Raw genomic sequence first — 19,509 nt, 5'->3', positions numbered from 1 at the left:
CACCATCCAAACACCAAAATCTTAGACGCAGACCCCTAAAAACCCTTTAATTACAGAAAGTTCATGAACTGCATCGGTCGTATTTTCGTGTCAATTAAGGAATTTGAACGCTGATTTCGCCATGTTGCCCACGGGGCGATTTTAGCGCCTCCGAGCGGTCATAATAGCGGCTGTGATCGGGTGTTTTATGCCCGTTTTGGGAGGGGGTTTGTCCTTTTTGGGTTTTGGGCACCATCCAAACACCAAAATCTTAGACGCAGCCCCCTAAAAACCCTTTAATTACAGAAGGTTCATGAACTGCATCGGGCATATTTTCGTGTCAATTAAGGAATTTGAACGCCGATTTCGCCATGCTCGAACGGGGGCGATTTTAGCGCCTCAGAACGGTCATAATAGCGGCTTGGATCGGGTGTTTTATGCCCGTTTGGGGAGGGGATTTGACCTTTTGGGGTTTTGGGCACCATCCAAACACCAAAATCTTAGACGCAGACCCCTAAAAACCCTTTAATTACAGAAAGTTCATGAACTGCATCGGGCGTATTTTCGTGTCAATTAAGGAATTTGAACGCTGATTTCGCTATGTTGCCCACGGGGCGATTTCAGCGCCTCCGAACGGTCATCATGACGGCTTGGAGCGGGTATTTTTTTGCCCGTTTTTAGGGGGGCTTTACCCTTTCTCTTCACATCACTACAAATTTTTTCAAAACATCAGATCGCGATCCTCTTCGAACGAACCCTTCATCCATTTTTTTGTGGCCTCTCTCCGTTACTCGGAATACTTCAATTGTCTTAGTAACGGTGTCTAGTAACGCTCACTTGCTGATACAGCTGTAATTAAGGGAGTGTTAGTGGGACGTCCATCAGTTTGAAAATCGAGTTTAGGAACTACTCTAACGAGCGCAGCGATGGTCGGTGGAGTTTCATGCTTTGATTGCCGCTTGATCCACCAATAAGGTCAGTGAGCTGCGGTTTCCTGTGCTTGATTGTACTGTTTCTAGTTAGAGGTTTATCGTTTAGATGTACCCATGCGTTACCTTGAATTCTCTGTTCTGGGATCAGATATCCGTCACGTTGTTCGGTTTAATACGGCTTAGGGAATAACGCCAACATGAATTCATAGAGTAACATTATGGATTAAATGTTGATGAGCCTTAATGTTTATAATAAAATTATGTTTTTAGTTTTCTGTGCAAAAAAAAAACAATAGAATAAAACTTAAAGAATTATTAACTTCTATTACGCGCTCGCAACTATCTACTTCCTGTAATATAACCAGTCCATCACATTCTCTATGGGTGTGACTGTCATTGAGCTTAATTTTAAAACCATGATCCAAGTAGACTCGCCACAAAAGATTTATCATCAGTTACAAACTGTAATTAATGATTTAGTAGAAAAACTTAACCTTGACTCACAAGATACATCCACTCATCAGATCACTAACCTTGGCAGAGAGGTTTTGTCAAAGTTGCATGATCAGATCAATGACAAGTTAGCTCAACTTGACCAAAATGCAGAGTGGCACACATATACGATTGCTCTATATGGTGAAACCAACGCAGGTAAATCTACCATTATTGAAACTCTGCGTATTTTGCTTGGTGAAGATAGCAAAAAGAAGCAGCAATTAGATTTTAAACAGTGGCAGGATAATTCAGGAATAACAAGAGAAAGCATCCAAGTGATTTGCCAACAGATCATGAATGTGGAAGCTAGTCTACAGCAACACAAAAATAAATTTGTGGAGTTACAAGGCGAACAGAAAGAAGCTATAAAAAATGGTGAAGTTGAACTACAAGTTAACAAACGAAAGTGGTTAGATAAAAAACAGTCGGGCACACTACTTAGACGTATAATTTGGCTATTTAAGAAACCACAAGAATTTAGAGTTTATCAAGAGTCAAAGTCCGAATTGGAACAAGCAACGAGCACCTATGAGCAGCTAATAAATCAAGTAAATAGTGATATTGAGTCTACTAGTCAGGATATTGATGCTCACCGACATCATCACGAGAAAGTAATGCAGTGTGTGCAAGATGCTGAGCCATATTCTGATGGCACTATTATTGGAAACGGGCGTTCCGATTTTACTTTAGATACTAAAATTTACACTTTTAAGCATGATGGATGTACATTTAATGTACTTGATGTTCCTGGAATCGAGGGAAAAGAATCTAAAGTTAATGACGCTATTTGGCAAGCGGTTCATAAGGCTCATGCTGTTTTTTACATAACAAGTAAGGCGTCAGCGCCGCAAAAAGGTGATGGAAAAAAACCTGGTACATTGGACAAGATAAAACAGCATTTGGGGGCTCAGTCAGAAGTATGGACTGTGTTTAACAAACGGATACAAAACCCGATTCAAATTGAAAATAGAGATTTGATTTCTGAAGGAGAAGAGGAAAGTCTACAAGTGCTCGATACGACAATGAGAGAGTATCTTGGAGATAGCTATCAGAATCACATAGCACTCAGCGCCTACCCTGCATTTCTCGCTGTAGCTTCATGTCTGTTACCAGAATCTCGTGATGATAAGATGAAAATTAAATTTTTGTCTAAGTTTTCCCCACAGCAAATTCTAGAAAAGTCCAATATTAGTGTGATGACTAATATGCTCGGTGAGAGCACGGTTGAATCCTTTAAGGAAAAATTATTACGATCGAATAGAAATAAAGCTAAAGAGGTTGTCGACAAGGCTAATGGTAGCATCAAAGAACTACTAGATAAGCAGTTTTCTCCTTTATTAAATAGCTTGAATTTGGAATTGGATAGCAGTCAGGTGGAGCTGACAAGCCATGTTGCAACTTTACGTGCACGACTGCGAAATCAGGCACGCCAAGAGTTAAGTGAATTTGAAACTTCTGTTCGAAAAGAAACTTATTCTGAGATTGATAAAGATATTTCTAATGATGAGTTCAAGTCTATAATGAGGGCGAGTGTAGAACGTAGCCAACTTGCACTTATCGACAAAATCCCAGATGTGATGAATTTTGAGTTGCGGCAGTTTGTAAATAAAATTGGACAAACGATAGATAGGTTTCAAGCTCAAGTTAGTGATTTGGTGGGATGCTATAACTCGCTAGAGAATACGGAAACAAATATAGAAGTAGATATTGATAACGGTATTGATGTCAGGAGTATTTTGGGGATTTTATCAGGGGGAGCAGCTTTGTTTTTTACACCTTTAGGTTGGGTGTTTGTAGCTGTATCTGGGCTTACTTTGGTTTTCCAGTTATATAAAGCTGTGCGTTCCTTTTTTAGTAGCGATTACAAAAAATCACAACAACGAAAATCAACCGATGAAAACCTAAAACGGATTACTAAAAAGATAGAATCCAAATTAGAACAAATGATAGACAAGGCTATTTCTGAGGCGGAAAATAATGTGCAAACAATTAGTGAAGCTATGTCATTTTCGATTGATCATATTAGAGATGTAAATAAGAAGCTTTCGTTATCTCAGCGCGAACTAAGCAAACTAAGTAGAGAGTTGGAATATTAAAATGAACCAAACGTTACAGGAATTTGAATCAAGCAAACAACAAGCAAGGGATTTGCTAGATAAACTTGGCCAATTTTTACAGCAGGGTGAAGATGCAGGAGCACCGATTGAAGCAAGCCTAAAGAAGAAATTGAAAGCCGCATTAGATACCGTTGATAACGGAAAGTTAAAAATGGCATTAGTGGGTGGTTTTTCTGAAGGAAAAACATCCATCGCTGCCGCTTGGATGGAAAAGTTTGACATCACATCTATGAATGTCAGCCATCAAGAGTCCTCTAATATGGTGGTAACTTATGATATCAGTGATAGCTGTGAGTTAATCGATACCCCAGGACTGTTTGGCTTTAAAGAGAAACTGGATGTTGATTCAGCACAAATACAAGCCTATAAAGATATTACTAAAAAATATGTTAGCGAGGCCCACCTATTACTCTACGTGATGAACCCCACTAATCCGATCAAAGCGAGCCACCAAGATGAATTAAGTTGGTTGTTCCGTGACTTGAACTTACTATCGCGCACAGTATTTGTGCTTGGGCGCTTTGATGAGGTGGCTGACATTGAAGATGAGTGGGACTATAGCGAAAATAAAAGAGTCAAGGAACAGAATGTTTTTGAGCGTTTGAACGATGCCATCCAACTCACAGATAAGGAGCGGCAGCAACTTTCAGTAGTTGCAGTTTCTGCAAATCCATTCGATATGGGAATGAGTTACTGGTTAGATAATCCTATTAAGTTTAAACAGTTGTCTCATATTGAAAAATTGCAAAAAGCGACCACTGATAAAGTGCGAGTGAATGGTGGTGAGATGGCTATCGCACTCGAGGCACAAAATAGTGTCATTAGCGACGTATTAGGACGCCAACTTCCTGTGGTAATTCAAAACGATGAGCGTATTGGTGAAGAATTAGAGCGTCTTCATGATATGAATAAACACTTAGAGAATCAGCTTCGTGCTTCAAACTCGCAAATTATAGAAGTTCAACGTAGACTTAAAGATTTTATTGCTAGTTACTTTAGTGATTTGATTTTGCAAGTGAAAGGCACCGACATTAATACATTTGGTGATTTTTTTGAACGTGAAGTGGGCAATGAGGGCGTAATACTTAATGTCCGCATCCAAAATGAATTCGCAAGTCACATTGACGCAATCACTGGTGAATTAAGTCAGCTTAAAGCTAACTTTCACAATGAAATTTCTCATTACAACAATGCAGTTATGCTAATGGGTAAGCAGGGCTTAAATTTTGTTGTCGAAGGTGGATTGGTTAATAATGCCAGCGTTTTAGCAGCTAGGGATGGTTTGGTAAGCGCAGGTAAATTTGTTGGTGTTGATTTAGCTGTGGTGTTGCAATTTAAGCCTTGGGGTGCAGTTAATTTGGCTAAAGGTATCAATGGCGCCTTGGTGTTTTTAGGAGTGGCGTTTGAGGCTTGGAACACATGGAGCGAACATAAAAAGCAGCAGGAGTTCGAGAAGGCAGTTGAACAAATGGCTGATAACTTTGAACAGCAAAGAAAAGAGTTGCTAACACTTGTTGATGTTGAACATTTTGTCACGACATTCTTCCCCGAGAAGGTAGAACTTTCGGAGTCAATGGATGAGCTATGTCAGTGTACGAGAGAGTTATCGGAAAAACGCAATAAAATTAAGTTATGGCGAGAACAAGGTGAACAGATTCAATCTGAATTTGTGGAGCTTGGCCAAAGATGACTTTTTTAATGATTTAAACGAAAACAGTGCTGGTAAAGTTTATTTCAATCAATTTCTTAATCGGCGCTATTACCGATAGCAATGGCATGTTCTTGATCGCGGCACCACGGTTCTGGAATAGCTACCTATAATCGCTCTCAGCGCATCGAGGCAAAACGGCAGGCAATGGCCGTTTGGACTCAATGATTAACTGAATCCCCTTAGGCACTCGAACCGAGGGAGCAAACAAAGGGGAGGTGTTAGCAATGCTCTATGGTATTGATGCCAGAAGAGCTCATTGTTTCAACTCCCCAAAATTTTTTCAGCTTCGGCGGGGGAAATTTAGAAAATCCATTACTTTCCTTTATATGGCAACCTAAAGGTGAAGTAATGAGCAATGTAAACGAGAAGCTGTGGACGTATAAGGAAGTATGCGAACTGGTCAATCGAGACTACGGAACGGTGTGGCGCTGGGTTAATAAAGGGCTGTTCCCAGAGCCGATCCGCATTAATGGTCGCACGTTGGGCTGGCGTGAAAAAACCATCAAGCAATGGCTGAACGATACCGCTCGATAGAGATTTACCGAAGGCAGTGGTACAGGGGCGTTCTTATGATGCTAGATGTTTGAGGTGTGTGACTTAGTCACGCACCTCAGTCAGCACAATGTGGCTACAAAGCTTGCTCAGCGGTCGATGGCGATTTACTACATCAAGAGCCGCTTTGCTAGCCGCGCTAAGCACCAGCATAGCTACTCATTCAAATACAGCTCGGCCATGCCATCTAGGCGACTCTTCACCTCTTGCCAGTGGGGCATTACGCTGCTGAGCAAACGCCAGAAGCGGTCGCTGTGGTTATGCTCGGCGATATGGCAAAGCTCGTGCAGCAATACGTAATCGATACACTCCTTTGGCGCTTTCACCAAGTGAGGGTTAAGCATCAAGCTGCCACGGGCAGAGCAACTACCCCATTGTTTCGTCATCGGTAGCACTTGAAAGCTAGGCAGTTCTGATACCCAGGTTGCTTGCGGCATCAGCTCAGTAAGGCGTTGCTGGAATACCCGCTCGGCACGTTGGCGATACCAATGGCTCACTAAGCCTTTTACCTGCGCTGGCTTATCCACTTTAAAGCTAGGCAACGATACCAGCAGTTTGCCGCGCCGCATCTTTACCGATGGTGATGAATCGCTATCCTCTACCACCTTCAACACGTAGCGGCGGCCAAGGTAAAACTGCATCTCGCCGCTTTGGTAATGTTTGGCTTGAACGTGTTCCAGTTGGTCTCGAAACGATTTCAACGCATCATAGATCCATTTAGCGCGCTTCATTACTGCATCGTGAATGGCTTGTTTAGCCGCATCCTCTGGTGCCGTTATGACCACGTCACAGTTTGGATGAACCTTAATGCTAAGGCGGCGTTTCTTGCCGGAAGGATGAGCCTTACGTACCACCTCGTAGTGCACAGCTTCATCCCCATAGATAAAGCTGTACTCCTCCTTGGCGCGTTCTTGTTCAGATATCGACGCCATGCGGTTATTGCGAAGCCCCAATGCGAGTGATTTGAATAACATCTGCAATAAGCAACTTGGTGTTGTCCATGCCGATAATCTTAAACAGCTTGGGTAGCAGCTGACGGCGGATCTCGTTCTCAATCTCGCTGGGCGAAATAGAGAACTGAGCGACCGCATCATTAACGATTTGATCGATCATCATTGCCAGTTCAAATTGATGGTCTTCGTTTAAGTGGTCGGCCTCAGCAAGATGTTTAAGGAACAGGCCATAGTAGGCTTGAACATGACGACGAGTTAGCGGCTCTAACCCGCTAAAGCGATCGGTCGGGATCCCAGCAACCTTGCGCTGTTGCACTTGCTGCTCAAAGTCAGCAAACAACAGATACTGCTTCACTGGCGCATCAAACATGCCTTTCGCCTCTTCGATCGCTTGCTTCAGCAGCTTAGAAAAATACTCCTGTGCATAGGGATCATCCGCTAAGTCCTGATCGATCATCTTGGTTACTCGACCAGTGATCACATCCTTACGGTTGCGGGCCTCATCATCGCTCATGTTGTCGGGATCGGCCGGTTGTTGCCCCATGGCACCCACCAGATAAGCGCCTTCCGATTCTCGTACCTGAACGCCAGCGATATGCTTGTCTAACATCGCTTTAATGCTTTCAGCGTACTTGTCGTACTGTACGGTTTCTTCGGCATCTTCACGCGCCTGGGCACGCAGCTGGGTCATCATCTTTAAGGTTCGTTTATAGAGATCGCGCTTGTCGTCAAAGCTCTTGTCGTCGAAATAGGTCGCAGACTGCAACGCTACCTTTAAGCAGTTGGCAAAGGCGGTCAGCGCATCATAGAAATCAGAACGGTGCTTCAAGTTGGTATCGGTAACCTGGCCATCGATGGTTTCCATCTTTGGCGCTAACGATTGGCGCAACGCTGGGCCATCTTGCTTGTTGGTTACGTCAGCAAAGATCGCCCACAGATCTCGATACAGCCCCGGCAGCTTCTTGTATTCGGTGTCCATGCGGCTGTAAAGACCTTGTAGATCATCAATATCAAAGCCGCCACGAATGCGCTCTTCCAAGCCTTGATAATCCGCAATCGAGGCGTCCAATTCCGCCAAGATCCCCCGATAATCGATCAAGTAACCAAACTGCTTGTTCTGGTGTAAGCGGTTTACCCGTGCAATCGCCTGTATCAAGTTGTGCTGTTTAAGTTGTTTATCAATGTACAGCACGGTATTACGCGGCTCGTCGAAACCGGTTAGCAGCTTATCCACCACAATCATCAGATCAGGGCCATCATCCCGAGCAAACGCTTCGATAATCTGCTTGGTATACACCTTCTCATCTTGATTGCCGACGTTCTCTTTCCACCAGTTTTGGACAATATTGGTGCTTTCGCTGTCTACGCGGTCGTGGCCTTCACGGGTATCTGGCGGCGACATCGCCACCACCGAAGTGACCTTGCCAATCTTATCCAGCATCTGCTTGTAGCGAATGGCAGACGCCTTCGAATCGCAAGCCAACTGTCCCTTTAAGCCTTGGTGTTTGAAGTTTTGAAAGTGATCAGAGATGTCATGGGCGATCAGTTCAAGCCTATCTTCCACTTGGTAGATCTGCCCCTTCTTAGCAAACTTCTTCTTTAGATCGGTACGCTGTTGCTCGGACAGATCGGTGGTGATGCGATTAAACCAAGCGTCGATCGCCTCTTCGTTAACGCTTAGATCTGGGCGACGTTCCTCATACAGCAATGGTGTAACGGTTTTATCTTCTACCGCTTGCTGCATGGTGTAAGAGTGGATGATCTTGCCAAACTTATTTTCGGTCTTGTCGTCTTGTAGCAGTGGGGTGCCGGTAAAGCCAATATAAGCTGCTTTCGGCAGGGCCTGCGCCATGCGAATATTATTCTCGCCGTTTTGGCTACGGTGGCCTTCATCTACTAACACAATAATGTCGGCACTATCGTTATGGCACTCTGGCAGCTTAATGGCGGTACCAAACTTGTTGATGATCGAAAAAATGATCCGTTCGTTGCCCTGCCCAATCTGCTCTGCCAACCGCTTACCGGTGGTGGCCATTGCCGAGCTTTTATCTTTATCAGACAGCGCCCCGCCAGAGGCGAAGGTGCGGGCCAACTGATCCTCAAGATCTACCCGATCGGTAACCACTACAACTCGACACTTGGCCAGCTCTTTAAACCAGATAAGCGCCTTGGACAGAAAGACCATTGTGAACGATTTACCCGAACCGGTGGTATGCCAAATGACCCCACCATTGCGTGCGCCTTTGTCGTCAAAGGAGGTGACGCGCTCGATCAGGGCCTTGATGCCAAACACCTGCTGATAACGAGCCACAATCCTACCGGCCTTGTTATCAAACAGCGTGTAAAGGCGAGCCATCTCTAACAGGCGATCAGGGCGCAGCAACGACACCAGTAAGCGGTCTTGGTTGGTGATCGCCAATTCGCCCGCGGCGATTAAGCTCTGAAACTCATCTCTGGTCTTGGCAGGGCGGTGGGCAAACAGCTTATCTAAGGTCGCCGCAGGCAGTGGCGCATTCTTAAGGTGTGACATAGTCACATCTTCGATCTGCTCCTCTTTCCACTTGGCCCAAAACTTTTCTGGGGTTCCACAGGTACCGTAAAGGCCGTCATGGCCATTGATCGACAGCAACAACTGGCTGTAGGCGAATAGGTGGGGGATCTCATCATGCTTCTGATTGCGGATATTCTGCGAAATCCCTTCGGCGACGGTAGGTTTGCCGTTCTGACTAGAGTTTGGCCGTTTGGCCTCGATGACCACCCACGGCAAACCATTTACAAAGCAGACAATATCGGGAATGCGCTTGCCGGTGCCCTGCGAGTTCTCCACTTCGAATTCTTCGGTAAAGTGGTACTCGTTGTTATCTGGGTTTTCCCAATCGATCACTTGGATGGTTGGGTTAACCTTTTTGCCATCAACAAATTCGGTAACGCCAATGCCGTAGGTCAGGCTGTTATACAGTTTCTCGTTAGCCTGCTTTAGCCCTTCGTTCATCGCCGGATTGGCCAGCTGATGAACGACCTTATCGATAGCCGCATTGGATAGGGCGCGCTGCTGTCCCAAATGCCCATAGCGCTTGGCCTTTAACACCTTACGCAGTACATCGGTCAGTACCACATTGCCCATGCGGCCGCGTTGCTTTAGGCACTCGGCAGGGGGAATAAAGGTGTAGCCGAGGTTTGAAAGTAAAGTCAGCGCTGGGATCTTGGCTGCTTGTTCTTCACGAAAGTTAGGGAGTTGTGTCATCACTGCTTTAGCCTTTCAGTCCTGGACGAGCGTGTTGTTCAAATTCGTTTAGTGCGGTGATTTTTGCGATCAGCAGGGCAACCACATCATCCTGAGTTGCCAGCTTTTTAACGTAGCTATAGCCGCGGTAGTTGTCTTGGCTTTCCAGCCAAGGTGAGCCATGGCAATCATGAGCCAGATATTCATCCGCCACCTTAAACTGCGCTGGTTTAGTTAGCTGGGCGTAGCACCTGAGGTTGGTCTTGTCTTCTTCATTGCCATCTAGATACAACACCACATCGGATCCTGAATCTTCCCAGCGAGTTAGCGCAAAACGCAGCGCCGGATATTGATCCCAATGGTGTAGGTGGATCGTTACGGGCTGCTTAAAATGGTTTTGTAGCTGTTGCTGTAAGCGCAGTTGGTAGTCGTTAATCGCCTTCTTCTTTACGATCTGTAGCTCTTGAATGGCAGCAAGGTTGTCTAAGACAAAGTCGATGGTGTGTTGTGGTGTTGCTGGTGCGGCCATTAGCCCCTCCAGATGTAAAATAAATTCACGCAGCAAGATCACCCACTTGTTTAAGGGCTGATCAATAAAGTGTTCCGCTAAACCCTGTTTGATGGCTTGAACCAGATCGGGGTAGCTGATCCCTTGCCAATTGGGGTGAGCTGCTGGCACCTCGCCGGTTGGGGATAACACCACAAACAGCGGCTGCTTGTGTTTAAACCGCTGGGGGTATTCACGGTGCACAAAATCTTCATAAGCATCAAAGGGGTTGTTTTGCTGGTGGTGGATCTTGTTCTCTAGCACCAGCGCCCACTGGTCGCTTTCCAACAGCAAATCAATGCGCTTGCCAGATTTCGTTGCCACCTCGCGCTCAGGTGTGGCAGACAGCGTGTGGTCGATGCCTTTAGGGCACTCGGCTAAACAGCTAAGCAGGGCGCGAACCAGCAACGAACCTAAGCCGTGCTCGGCATTATCGTTACAGAAAAATGCCAAGATATCGGTGGTGGGGTTTTCAAAGTAACCTTTGCTACCAATGGCAAAGATGCTGGTCTCTGTTGGTGTTGCCTGCGGCAACGCCTGTGCCAGTTGCAGCAACTGGGTGTATTTCGCTAACACTGGTTTATCCATCTCGAACTTATTAAATAATGCCCGTCGCAATAAGCGGACTTAGGGTGCTATGCAGCATTATCGCTTTTACATACCCGACGCAGCACACCGGTTAGCATTACGTTGCCCATGCTGCCACGTTGCTTTAGGCATTCGGCAGGCGGGATAAAGGTGTAAGTTGAGATTGGGTAGCAAGGTTAGCTCTGGGACTTTGGCTGCTTGCTCTTCTTTAAAATTCGGGAGGTTCTCAATCACCTTTGCCATCCTTTAGCAATGCACGCAGATCGGCGATGTTAGCCTTTGCTCCTTCAGCCTCTTTAAGCAAACGGCGTTGATTGGCATAACGTTCGAACTCTAACTTGGCCTTGTCATCCGCGGCCTTCTTAGAGATTGTTCCTGTGCCAGTCAAGACCTCGCGGTCATTGAACTGAAGGAACTGATTCAGCTTGTCACTCCAGTCCTGCAAAAAGACTTGTTTGCGCCGCAAAGCCTGATCTTCAGCAAAATCGAGCCACATATTTACAATACGATTCAGCTCTTTAATCTCGTCTTCTTTTAGGTAGTTCTTCGCTATCGTTACGTCTGTCTTGCGAGGAACATCGCCTTTGTAGCTGGTCAGCCCCATATCCGGCTTGCTGGCATCGACCCGATTTGCAATCAGTTCGGCTGCCGTCATCTGGGTGCAGGCAAAGTGCAGCTTATTCTGGATAGTCTGGAAGAAGCGGGTGGTTTCCTGATTGGATGGCTCGTAGTCAGCCGCCATGGTGAAGATCTCTTTCACCCGCAGATAAACACGACGCTCGCTAGCCCGGATATCGCGGATCCGCTCCAGCATCTCATCAAAGTAATCCGGTACAGCAGAGTGACCAACAGGCGGATTCTTCAGTCGCTCGTCATCCATCACAAAGCCTTTAACCAAGTACTCTTGCAAGGTCTGGGTCGCCCACTGACGGAATTGGGTACCTCGTACGGAGCGAACCCGATAACCAACGGCCAAGATAATCGGAAGGCTGTAATGGCGGATCTGCCGTTGAACTTGACGCTGCCCTTCATTTTGAACTTGTAAGTAATCCTTACAAGTTAAAGATTGAACAAGCTCGCCTTCCTCATAAACCACTTTCACATGCTGGGTGATAGCTTGTGGACTAACCTGATACAACTCCGCCATTGCAGCCTGAGAAAGCCAAAGCGTATCGGCCTCGAACCGGCACTCAACTCGGGTGTGGCCATCATCAGTCTGGAATAGAACAAACTCGCCAGATGGAGCTTGTGGAATTTGCTTAGTCATCGTATCTCCATCATAAATTTGCATTAAAACTAAGGTGGCCGAGTGCGTCAGTGACGATCTCAACGCACCCACCTTCATCTGGAACTTCCCAGTAAGTTGCCCGGTAACCGCTCCAATCATCATGGAATCGGTTTACCCACGGATTGAGTTCCTGATCATCAGTCTGTGCAAACAAGGACGATGCTCTATTACAGTCCCAAATGACCATCATGGCGATAACTTGCAGGGCCGAACGTTGTTGCGGTGCTTCATTAACTAACTGGCGTACATCGTTAATTCCAAAGCATGCCGCAAATTGGTTTACATCAACGTTTTTGCGTGAAACCGCCCTGGCGACTGTTGGATAAAAACAATGAAGGTAAACCGCAGCCAACCTAAGCATGCGGTAGGGATAATGCACCTGCGACTCAACGCCATTAGAACTGCCAATTAGGGTGTGATAGATCTCTAGATGCCTTACGAATGTCTCGGTTTCGCGCAAAGATAAAGAACTTACCTCAATAAGCGATTTAACGAACTTAAAACCACCGTCTCGTTCTTGATTAAGCCCAGATTTGTCAACTACTTCGCTTTGGCCAATTAACGTGGTGAAGTGTTTAGTCGAAGCCAACACCTTATCGCGACCTTGTAACGGCAGCACTTCCGGCAACGCGAAGCTGAACTTTAAGAACTTATCCAAATATCTTTGGGCATCAACGCCTTGACCATAGCTATGATTGATCGCAGCTTTCAGTTGAGTCGCGTTAGTGACAAAGACAAACTGAACACCTGCCACATCGAAGGTGTGTTTGATCACTTCCAACATCTGCACGGCAAAATCAGGACGACATCGGTCCAGTTCGTCGACAAACAAGACGATGGGAGAGTCGGCAGCGATATCTGCCAACGTGGTTTGCAGCGCCATCAAGCTCTCTTTCGCTTTCTCATGGTCTTTCAGCGCAGTTTCCACAGCAGCATCAATGGCCTTGTTGGCCGCATCCTTCAGCTGCTCTTCCAGCCCATCGGCGACATCATCAGCATCTTGTCGCAGGATATGACCCGCGCCCGCTTTCAGGAGGGTCTTCAAGCCATAACGTGCTACCGGCAGTGCTTTTTGAATCAAGCCTTGACGCTGCTCGCCTTCAGGCAGCAACTTGAGCACCTCGGCCAGAATGGTCATCAATGGAGCATCTGCGTGGTCCGCCTGAAAGGCATCCACATAGACCACTTGGTAGTTGTCGTGCTCTGCCTTGAACTTATTGATCAGCTTATGGCAGAACTCGGTTTTACCGGTTCCCCAGTCACCATCTATCACCATGGGCGAGATCTCAACGGTTGAGGTCAGCAGCGAGATTACCTTCGCTGCTACAGCCTCACGCTGGAACTCATCACGGCCGTTTTCGCCCTTAAATTGCAGCTGGGTCATATCCTTTGGCATTAGGCGACGTCCTTATCGTCCACGATGACGCGGCGCTTGCCGGTTAATAGTTGCTGCATCAGTGCCTTTTTCTCTTGCTTGAAGTGGGCAAGCTTGGCTTCTAGCGCTTCGATTTCATTGTCGGCAGCGGTGAGCACTGAGGCAATTTTTTGTTGCTCTGAAAATGAAGGAAGGTTCAGTTCGACTGTTTCAATATTTTTTACAGAAAGACCTGGTTGAGCCTGCCCTGTCGCGTATTGGTTTAAATTCAAATCGACCAATTTAAAATAAAGCCACTTAGTCTCGATCTCCGATAATGGATTAACAACGACTGCATGTTCGGTAGCATGGAACTTTCCGCTAGCCAGAGTAATATTCCCGCAAAGTGCACCTTGACGACCAATAAGCGAATAAAGTCCATCGTGAGTATACGATTCAGTAAACCCACGAAGTCCATTACCTCCAAAACATGGAAACCGCCCCCCTACTTGAGTAGCTGAAATATTAGAAGCCTTTACAAATTTTCCTGCTTGTAACTTCGCGACATTTTTAAGCGATACATTCATCCACTCGCCCTCAAACGGTTGGCAGGTTTCGGGGTTGAGTAGGCGCTTTTTGCCGGTGAGCAGTTGTTGCATCAGGGCCTTTTTCTGCTGTTTGCTGGTGGCAATCAGTTGCTCGGTAGTGGCAATCGCCTTGTCCCACGCCCCGAGGATTTGAGCGATTTTTCGTTGTTCTGGGAGTGGTGGAATGGATAACTTCACCTTACGTAGCTCTTCAAGAGAGATTTCTTTAAAGGTCGATCCTTTGCTTAATGCGTTTATGCGATTAAGAAGAGTGGCACTCGCTAACGTGTAATATACATACTTCGTATCATTATTGGCGTTTACTGAAATCCTTGCAGTTCCCTGCGTCAAATTAGCTTCGGGTAACGCTTCAGGAACGATGCTAGTTCGGCCAATATTTCCTCGTAAAGAAAATACAATATCATTCGGGTGTACCGCAGAACGGCGATACTTATGATGTATTTCTGGTGATGTTTTTTGTAGCGATGCAATATCAATTACACCTCCTACATCAGAGCTTTTAATATACGGAACACCATCCTCAATGTGCTTTCCTGCCTGCACGATACCGTACGAGATCTTTTCCTTCGCGATCTCACTTAAAGATTTTACCCCCCAACCATTAGGCACCATAACCCAGCTCCTTCAGGTAGCCCGCCATCTCGGTTTCTAGCTCACCCAGCTGTTGTTGCAGTTGCAAACGCTCAGTGCGTACTGCCATTAGGTCGATCTCTTCCTCTTCTTCAAAGGTATCGACGTAGCGCGGGATGTTGAGGTTGTAATCGTTTTCGGCGATCTCTTCTAGCGAAGCAAGGTAGGCGTACTTATCCACGCTGTCGCCGTCTTTGTAGGTTTTAACGATCTTGTCGATGTTCTCTGGGGTTAGCTGGTTCTGGTTCTTACCAGACTTGAACTCGCGGCTGGCGTCGATAAACAGCACCTTGTCGTCGACTTTGTCCTTACGGAAGATCAAGATTGCCGCTGGGATGCCGGTACCGAAGAACAGCTTTTCTGGCAGACCGATCACTGCGTCTAACAGGTTTTCGTCGATCAGTTGTTTACGGATCTTGCCCTCGCTGGAAGCGCGGAACAGCACGCCGTGGGGCACTACCACGCCCATGCGGCCCCCGCTTTTACCGTTTGAGGCTGGCTTTAGGGTTTCAATCATGTGGGAGATAAAGGCGTAGTCGCCCTTGGTCTTTGGCGGTACCCCACGGCGGAAGCGACCAAACTTATCGTCGGCGGCGTCTTCGTGCCCCCACTTATCCAGCGAGAACGGTGGGTTGGCGGTTACCACATCAAAGTGCAGCAGGCCGCCGCTTTTGTCCTGCAGCTTAGGGTTGCGAATGGTATCGCCCCATTCGATGCGGTGGTTGTCTTCGCCGTGCAGGAACATGTTCATCTTCGCCAGTGACCAGGTAGAGCCAATGGCCTCTTGACCAAACAGGGCGTACTGCTTAGAGCCGTTGTGGTTCTTTTGTACCTGCTTGCCACACTTCATCAGCAGCGATCCCGAGCCACAGGCCGGGTCGCAGATCTGGTCGCCCGGCTTTGGTGCCAGCAGGATTGCCAGTAGGTCGGATACCTCAGCTGGGGTGTAGAACTCGCCAGCCGATTTCCCGCTGCCAGCGGCAAAGTGCTTAATCAGGTATTCGTAGGCGTTGCCAATCACATCCAGCGAACCAACGCGGCTTGGGCGCAGGTTCAGTTCGGCCTTGCCAAAGTCTTCCAGCAGGTGACGCAGGATGTCGTTCTTTTGCTTTTCGTCGCCCAGCTTATCGGTGTTAAAGCTGATGTCTTGGAACACGTTCTTTAGCTTGCTGCCGTTGGCTTCTTCAATGGCGTGTAGCGCCAAATCGATGCGGGTGCCGTTACCGGCTTCGTGGCGAGATTCATACAGATCCCAGAAGGTTGAGCCAGCAGGTACTTTGAATGATTGGGTCGCCATCAGTTCGGCGATCAGCTCTGGTTCGTCGCCGTATTCCGCCTTTAGCTGGTCGTATTGGTCTTGATGCACATCCGAGATGTACTTCAAAAACAGCATGGTCAGGATAAAGTCTTTGTAGATGGATGGATCTACGGTGCCACGGAAGGTGTCACAGGCGCCCCATACGGTTTTGTTGATCTGATCTTGGTTAATGGTCGACATCAATTTTTCCAATTGTCTTGTTATTCAGTTAGTTAAATAAGTTTTGAGTGACGGCGTTGATCTCTTGCTGCCGTAGCTCGATAAGTCGTTGAAAGGCTTGTTGCTCTTGTTCGGCACACTGCACCAACTGCATGATCTGTTGTTGCTGGCTAAGTGGCGGCAATGCTATGGGCGTGTTTTCCAAAATGGTACGGCGAATGCTTAGTTGCACAGAGCCTTCCCCCGACATTTGGAAGTAACGCTGTGCTGCCGCTTGGTTAAGTTGCCATGCTAGAAAGCTTGGCAAGATAACGCTGTTATCTTTTACTTCAATCACATAGAAATAGGGTGAACACACCACCGGCTGGCTTACCCCAGCTAGCAGCGATGCCACGTTGTTACCACCCCGAGCCAGAAAGAGGATGTCGCCATCTTTAAGCCATTCTGGTGGTTTACGCCCTGTTACTTGGGCTTTTATTAGGTTGGCCCAGTTGATGCGGCCATCGGCAGATTGATCCCGCGGCTGGATCACCAAGCCATTGCCATCTTCCGCAGGGGCTATTGCCCCACGAAATCCATGTCCGGCTCTCACGTTAGCGACTTGATCTAAGGTCATTGGTCAAATTGCTTCATTTAAAATGATGCAGAAAATAATGAGGGTTTGGCGGCTGAACGTCAATGTGAATTAGCCAATATGTTTTGATTTTTTGTGCATCATCAAAAAAATGCATATCACATCGGTCGGATCCAACGTCAACTTTGGTGGCGGCCGCTCAGCGACAAACCGCGACTTTTAGCAGCGATGCCCAGTGGTGATTGTTGCTGGGGGAATGGCCGTCGCCGATTGCCGCGAAGGCTGCCGAGTAACGGTGATGTACTGGTGGTGATGATGTGGCAAATTTAGGGCAGAAAAGTTGGAAATTCAGAACCGCCAATGGCACAAAAAAACGGTGCCCAGCGAACTTTATGAGATCGCGTTTCTCCCCCTTCAAACTCAGCCTAGTTATTTATAGTTCCTCCCCCCGTTACTCGGAATACGAGCATTGTCTGAGTAACGGTGTCTAGTAACGGTATCGGCATAGTCCGAGTAACGCTGTCTAGTAATGGTATGGGCATAGTCCGAGTAACGCTGTCTAGAACGGAATGGGCATAGTCCGAGTAACGGTGTCTAGTAACGGTATCGGCATTGTCCGAGGTCTGGTGTCGAGTAACGGCCAGGTCGGCTAAAAGCGATGCCTGAATGATTGGATGATTTCGGTCGATCGCCAGTGCCGACAAAATAGGGATCAGCGAGCTGCAGTCGGATTGTGGCTAGGAGTGCATTCCAAGGCGCGTCGAGCCAATCATTGCTTTAGGCGAGGTTCAATGATTGAAGGGGGAGGGGGGCTTCAATCTCCGTCAATGGAAGTTAGCGACTCTAAGGGCGGTGTGATTGCTTAATGGTGAGGGCGTGCTTGCGTGCTGTAGGTTTGGGCTCTTATTATCGAGGGAGTGTTCATCATCAACAGGATCTTACGCCGATCTTTTGTAAACCGGACGACGCCAGTTGGCATTTTCGGGGTTTTAATAGGTTGGGTGTTTTTCTGGGTTCATATAAAAAAAGCGGCTTTCCCATGGTAGGAAAACCGCCATTAAATCAAAAACTTACCCCCTTTGGGGTTAGTTCATGCCGTATTTCTTCAGCTTCTTACGCAGCGTGCCGCGGTTGATGCCCAAGATGTTGGCTGCGCGGGTTTGGTTACCGCGGGTGTACTGCATCACGATGTCCAGCAAAGGCTGTTCAACTTCGCACAGTACCATTTCGTAAACTTCAGAGGCTTCTTGGCCATCCAATTGGGCAAAGTAGTTGCTTACAGCGCGCTTTACGCTATCACGCAGCAGCTGTGGCTTTACAGTGCCGTTAGGGGTCTCGATTTGGCCAACGGTCAGTTGGTGTGCTTCAGAAAAGGAGTTCTGCTGATCAAACATACTGTCTTTGCTCTGTCTCTTAACTAATGTTTACTTCAAAAAAGCGGGCGAGAGCCTCTCGCTGCGCCATCGCCGAATCCAATTGATTGAACTGACGACGTAAATCCGGTTGTTGCTGGTTATCGAGATACCAGCCCACGTGTTTGCGGGCGATACGCATGCCGCGTTCATCGCCGTAGAACTCGTGTAACTGTTGCAAGTGTTCCTGCATCAGTTGCCAGCGCTCGTCTAACGACGGTTCTGGCAAGTGTTCTCCGGTGTCCAAATAATGGGCAATTTCGCGGAATATCCACGGTCGACCCTGCGCCGGACGGCCTATCATCAGGCCATCCACGCCAGTCTTGTCCAATACTTGGCGTGCCTTCTCTGGGCTGTCGATGTCGCCATTGGCAACCACCGGCAGTGAGACGGCATGTTTTATTGCCGCAATGGTGTCGTACTCGGCTTCGCCTTTGTACATGCATTGTCGTGTTCGACCATGCACGGCAAGCGCAGCGATGCCGCTTTGCTCTGCAATACGAGCGATATCAACGCCATTGCGGTTTTCCGGATCCCAACCGGTTCGGATCTTCAGCGTTACCGGCACTGCTACGGCGTTAACCACAGCGGCACAGATGTCGGCCACAAGCTCCGGGTGGCGTAGCAGGGCGGAACCTGCCAGCTTCTTATTAACTTTTTTTGCTGGGCAACCCATATTGATGTCGATGATCTGAGCGCCACGTTCCACATTGAAACGGGCGGCCTGAGCCATCAACTCGGGTTCGCAACCAGCGATTTGCACGGATCGGATCCCACTTTCGTTAGTGTGGTCCATACGTGACATCGATTTCTCTGTCTTCCAAACCTCAGGATTGGAGGACAGCATCTCACTCACGGCCAGTCCGGCACCTAAACGGCGACATAACTGACGAAAAGGTAAGTCAGTAACGCCGGCCATCGGTGCCACGATCAGCTGATTCTGCAGTTGATAGGGTCCAATTTTCATAGTCACTTTTTAACCCGCTCCGAAACGAGGGAGCGAATATTACTCTTTTTTGGCGGTGGTGGGAAGGTCAGAAAATGTACGCAGCGCAAATTAATTCGCTTG

General features: G+C 47.4%; 13 protein-coding genes. 3 read left to right on the top strand and 10 right to left on the bottom strand.

Translation table 11 applies throughout. The features are described from left to right. Positions 1 to 1,291 precede the first annotated feature (1,291 nt). The 3 genes from Q0796_RS12795 (at position 1,292) to Q0796_RS12785 (ending at position 5,768) form a co-directional block, all read left to right on the top strand. Complete coding sequence (locus Q0796_RS12795; protein WP_298443890.1) at positions 1,292 to 3,502, top strand: hypothetical protein; 2,211 nt, start codon at positions 1,292 to 1,294, stop codon at positions 3,500 to 3,502. Position 3,503: 1 nt separating this feature from the next. Beyond that, complete coding sequence (locus Q0796_RS12790; RefSeq protein ID WP_298443888.1) at positions 3,504 to 5,213, top strand: LeoA/HP0731 family dynamin-like GTPase; 1,710 nt, start codon at positions 3,504 to 3,506, stop codon at positions 5,211 to 5,213. 252 nt (positions 5,214 to 5,465) lie between these two features. Next, positions 5,466 to 5,768 (top strand): AlpA family phage regulatory protein, encoded by a 303-nt coding sequence (locus tag Q0796_RS12785; protein WP_298443886.1) that lies wholly within the window; start codon positions 5,466 to 5,468, stop codon positions 5,766 to 5,768. 173 nt (positions 5,769 to 5,941) lie between these two features. Here the strand turns inward: Q0796_RS12785 and Q0796_RS12780 are convergent, their stop codons facing one another. From Q0796_RS12780 to dusB, 10 genes are all read right to left on the bottom strand, one after another. After that, positions 5,942 to 6,718, bottom strand: coding sequence for a SprT family zinc-dependent metalloprotease (locus Q0796_RS12780; protein ID WP_298443884.1), 777 nt, complete (start codon positions 6,716 to 6,718; stop codon positions 5,942 to 5,944). Positions 6,719 to 6,722: 4 nt separating this feature from the next. Beyond that, positions 6,723 to 9,983 (bottom strand): HsdR family type I site-specific deoxyribonuclease, encoded by a 3,261-nt coding sequence (locus Q0796_RS12775; RefSeq protein WP_298443882.1) that lies wholly within the window; start codon positions 9,981 to 9,983, stop codon positions 6,723 to 6,725. A gap of 7 nt (positions 9,984 to 9,990) precedes the next feature. Further along, on the bottom strand, positions 9,991 to 11,085 hold the full coding sequence (locus Q0796_RS12770; RefSeq protein ID WP_298443880.1) for a PD-(D/E)XK nuclease family protein: 1,095 nt from the start codon (positions 11,083 to 11,085) through the stop codon (positions 9,991 to 9,993). 238 nt (positions 11,086 to 11,323) lie between these two features. After that, positions 11,324 to 12,364: a RhuM family protein gene (rhuM, locus tag Q0796_RS12765; RefSeq protein WP_298443879.1), complete on the bottom strand. Its 1,041-nt coding sequence runs from the start codon at positions 12,362 to 12,364 to the stop codon at positions 11,324 to 11,326. Positions 12,365 to 12,374: 10 nt separating this feature from the next. Next, positions 12,375 to 13,769, bottom strand: a complete 1,395-nt coding sequence (locus tag Q0796_RS12760; RefSeq protein WP_298443878.1) for a KAP family NTPase — start codon at positions 13,767 to 13,769, stop codon at positions 12,375 to 12,377. Between the two features lie 11 nt (positions 13,770 to 13,780). Continuing rightward, entirely contained in the window at positions 13,781 to 14,959 is a 1,179-nt protein-coding gene (locus Q0796_RS12755) for a restriction endonuclease subunit S (protein WP_298443877.1), read from the bottom strand. Then, on the bottom strand, positions 14,949 to 16,475 hold the full coding sequence (locus Q0796_RS12750; protein ID WP_298443875.1) for a type I restriction-modification system subunit M: 1,527 nt from the start codon (positions 16,473 to 16,475) through the stop codon (positions 14,949 to 14,951). The genes Q0796_RS12755 and Q0796_RS12750 overlap by 11 nt, the downstream gene beginning before the upstream one ends. Before the next feature lie 28 nt (positions 16,476 to 16,503). Continuing rightward, positions 16,504 to 17,070: a restriction endonuclease subunit S gene (locus Q0796_RS12745; protein WP_298443874.1), complete on the bottom strand. Its 567-nt coding sequence runs from the start codon at positions 17,068 to 17,070 to the stop codon at positions 16,504 to 16,506. A gap of 1,043 nt (positions 17,071 to 18,113) precedes the next feature. Then, the gene (gene fis, locus Q0796_RS12740) at positions 18,114 to 18,422 is read right to left on the bottom strand and encodes a DNA-binding transcriptional regulator Fis (protein WP_013343972.1); all 309 of its coding nucleotides are present in this window, start codon (positions 18,420 to 18,422) and stop codon (positions 18,114 to 18,116) included. A 19-nt stretch (positions 18,423 to 18,441) separates the two neighbouring features. After that, a complete protein-coding gene (gene dusB / locus Q0796_RS12735; RefSeq protein WP_298443866.1) occupies positions 18,442 to 19,407 on the bottom strand; it encodes a tRNA dihydrouridine synthase DusB in 966 nt (321 codons plus the stop codon). Positions 19,408 to 19,509 lie beyond the last annotated feature (102 nt).

The sequence above is a fragment of the uncultured Ferrimonas sp. genome (assembly GCF_947489035.1).
Taxonomy (GTDB): domain Bacteria; phylum Pseudomonadota; class Gammaproteobacteria; order Enterobacterales; family Shewanellaceae; genus Ferrimonas.
The sequence above is the reverse complement of the archived record's forward strand: the minus strand, read 5'-3'. Positions and strand labels throughout refer to the sequence as shown.